Raw genomic sequence first — 3588 nt, 5'->3', positions numbered from 1 at the left:
TGCCCGCCGGTTCCAGCTTCGCTGGTTACATCGCCTTCTGCGTGGAGCGGGGCCTGATCAGCGGCTACGCTGACGGCACCTTCCGTCCCACCGGCACCCTGACCGGCTTCGCCTTCCTGAAGATGCTGCTGGGCGCTCTGGGCTATGACCAGTCCATCGAGGGCTACACCGGCACCAACTGGACCGTGAACGTGGCCGGCCGCGCCTATGAGATCGGCCTGACCGCTGGCAACGACAACTTTGTGGGCTCCAAGGCCTGCACCCGTGAAGAGGCTGCCCTGTATGCGGTCAACACCCTGAAGGCCACCCTGGTGGAGTATGCTAACAAGGGTTCCAACATCACCATCAACGGCATCGAGGTCGTTCAGGGCGCTTCTGAGCCCACCTACATCACCTCCAGCATCGCCGGTGCCGCCACCTCCATTGACGACACCAAGGATAACCAGGCTGGCGACTACACCGTGGAGTTCGCTGAGCGGTATCAGACCGACCTGCGTCTGGATGCGGAGACCGATGCCTTCGAGCGTCCCGCCCGTGTGTGGAGCTGGAAGGGCGAAGAGATCGGTACCTATGTGGACTACAGCCTGATGGTTGCCGAGTACACCACTTCCGTCACCGGCAAGGAGCTGTATGACGCCATCGGCAAGACCGCCTATGACAAGTACGACTTCTATTCCTATGTGGACGGCGACGACAGCGATCTGTACAAGGATATCGCCCGCAACAACAAGGGCGATATTGATGAGACTGGCAACGGCGCTCTGACTCAGGCCTTCGTGGATGTGGATGACGAGTCCGTGGTGGTCACCGTCGTGAACACCTATCTGGCCCAGGCTAATGCCGACTACAATGAGAAGAAGGACACTGTCAGCCTCAAGGTCTACCTCGACGCCGACGGTGACAACAAGACCGTGTCCGGCGAGGACTTCAACATCGCCGATGTGGTGGAGGATGAGTTCTTCCTGGTCACCTATGCCGACAATGCTGTCCAGTCCATCGACGATGTGGAGATCATCTCCGAGACCAACATCGACCGCTTCTCCGCCGGCAAGGGCGGCAGCGTGACCGTTGATGGCACCAAGTACAGTTACAACATGGCCGCCGCCTATGATGCGGACGTCCTGGAGGATTACACCACCGAGGGCGGCTCTGTCACCAACCTGAAGGACACCACCTACAACATCTATCTGGATCAGTACGGCTATGTGATCGGCATCGACATCGTGGATAAGGTGAACAACTATGTGTTCATCACCGGTGTTGATTCCAACTCCAGCAACCTGTCCAACAAGACCTGGGATGCCAACGCACTGTTCCTGGATGGTACCAGCGACGTCATCGAGGTCAAGAACAACGGTGAGGTTCAGGCTGCTCCCGTTGTCAACTCTTGGTACACCTATACCGTCAGCAACAGCGACGTGTACACCCTGACCAAGGTCAATGACTCCAACGCCGTTCTGTCCGACGATGACGATGAGTACGACATCGGCCAGAAGTGGAGCAATGCCTCTGAGGCCAACAAGAAGATTGATGCCAAGCACATCTCTCTGCAGGGCATCGATACCGATACTCGTGTTTATGGCAACGAGGACACCATTTATCTGCTGGGCGCTCTGGAAAAGGTAACCAAGGGCGGCGTTGACTACACTGTGATTAACGACGTGGATGAGGTCGTTACTGGTGTGGAAAACGCGGCGTTCGAACTCTATACTCGGTCCGACGCCCGTGATGAAGCCGAGGCGACTCTGGGCACTGCCAGCAATGAAAATACTTCCTCTGGTGCTTATGGTCTGTACGGCGATGACGGCTATCTGATTGCTGTCGTGGTTGTGGGCGAGAGCTCTTCTATCTCCAAGGACGTGGCCTATGTCATCAGCGATGACATCGATGAAGAGAGCTATGACCGTACCACCGAGCTGTGGACCTGGACCCGTGAGGTCATCATTGATGGTCAGTCCGTCATGCTGACTGAGCAGAACGACACCGGCGTGAGCGTGCTGGACGACAGCAAGATCACCGAGAAGTGGGTCACCGTCAACTATGACGCTAACGGCTTCGTGAAGAGCGTTGACCTGTTCACCACAAGCGATGACGAGTATGCTAACTCCATTGCGGGTGCGGTTTCCAAGGTCGAGGCTGACGAGGAACTGGTCGTTGTTCAGATTGCCAACGAGTTGAAGCACGAGTACACGCTGAAGGGCAGCACTCTGTATGATGAGACCTCTGGCAAGCTGGGCTTCCTGGTTGCTTCTGACGTCAACGTCGTTCTGAAGCAGGAGGTCGACAGCAAGACGGAGACCACTTATGATACGGGTGTCGACACGCTGAAGTCCATTCTGGAAGACCTGAATGAGGATGGCGCTAACTACGAGTTCAACGCCATCATCGAGGACGGCCGTGCGACGACTGTGATCATTCTGGATGAGACTCCCGATAAGGATCACGACAGCCCCGATGGCAAGCCCGTCAAGAAGGGCTCCCTGGAGCTGACCGGCGTGTCCTATGACACTGATGGTTACAAGGTTGACTTCAAGGTCACCAAGGAGATCAAGGGCGCTGACTACTACTCTGTGGTCATCACCACTGAGAGCGGTGCTAAGGTTGCCTCTGTTACCAAGGACTTCCAGAACCCGGGCTACACTTGGACTGTTGGTACGACCAATAGCTTGAAGGCCGAGTCTGGTGAGAAGGCGGCTGAGGAGCTGAAGATCGTTGTCAACTTCTATGATGATAACGACAACGTTCTGGCTACCGCCGAGGACTTCTTGGTCATCGAGACCAACCCCTAAACCGTAAGTGATTACGGCGCTCATTCCGAGCAAAGCAAAACCCCCGGGCTTCGGCCCGGGGGTTTTCTTTGTTCAGCCTTTCTTTTTCAGCCCCAGTACCCAGTAGGGCTTGTTTTTGGTGTCCATCTGGTAGCGGGCGTTGACGGTGTTGGTCAGCGTCAGCTGGCTGCCGCTCCAGGCCACGTCCACCTCGTTCACAAAGCTCTCCGAATATGTGGCATCCTTGCAGGTGAGGATCGCCGTGGCTTTTCCCCCCTGCCCCATGATGAACGCCAGATTTCCCGCCACCAGAAACACGTCCGGCACCTGGGAGAAGGTGATCTTTCTTGGCTCCGCCCCACCGGCGCCGGTGTAGGTGAGGACCTCCATCTCGCAGTTTCCCATCCCCGCCGACACGGCGGAGATCTGTCCCGCCAGCCCCGCCAGCGCCGCGTCGATCTTGCTGTTATCGCTGTTAAAATCTTCCATCAAAATCCGGTCGGTGGGGTCCCACTGACACAGTTGGTAATTGGCCGTTTGGTTCAAAAAGCATTCCTCGTTTCGTATCAATTTACAGGGCGGCCCGGCAGGGGGAAACGCCGGGCCGCCGCCGCAGGGGCGCCGGGACCTGAAAAAAATGCTCCCGCGCCGGAGGCTGGTCCTCCGCTTTGCCCTACACTCCTGTGGAGTGTAGGGCAAAAGTTGCACGTCTCCATGCACCGGAAAAAGTTTTTCTGCTGCACTGACGGATGCAACTTTTCCCCGCACTACCGGAGGTAGTGCGGGGAATGTTCCGCCGCCCGGAGGCTTTGGCCGTTTG

2 protein-coding genes are annotated in these 3588 nt (G+C 57.0%); one reads left to right on the top strand and one right to left on the bottom strand.

What is annotated here, in order from left to right; genetic code table 11:
• Positions 1-2789 (top strand): S-layer homology domain-containing protein (locus H9X91_RS13900; protein ID WP_204805858.1); only part of this gene is annotated, 2789 nt, incomplete at its 5' end.
• A 72-nt stretch (positions 2790-2861) separates the two neighbouring features.
• Here H9X91_RS13900 and H9X91_RS13895 read toward each other — a convergent pair.
• A complete protein-coding gene (locus H9X91_RS13895) occupies positions 2862-3314 on the bottom strand; it encodes a hypothetical protein (protein ID WP_204805857.1) in 453 nt (150 codons plus the stop codon).
• Positions 3315-3588 lie beyond the last annotated feature (274 nt).

The sequence above is a fragment of the Oscillibacter valericigenes genome (genome assembly GCF_016902445.1).
GTDB classification, from domain to species: domain Bacteria; phylum Bacillota; class Clostridia; order Oscillospirales; family Oscillospiraceae; genus Oscillibacter; species Oscillibacter avistercoris.
The sequence above is the reverse complement of the archived record's forward strand: the minus strand, read 5'-3'. Positions and strand labels throughout refer to the sequence as shown.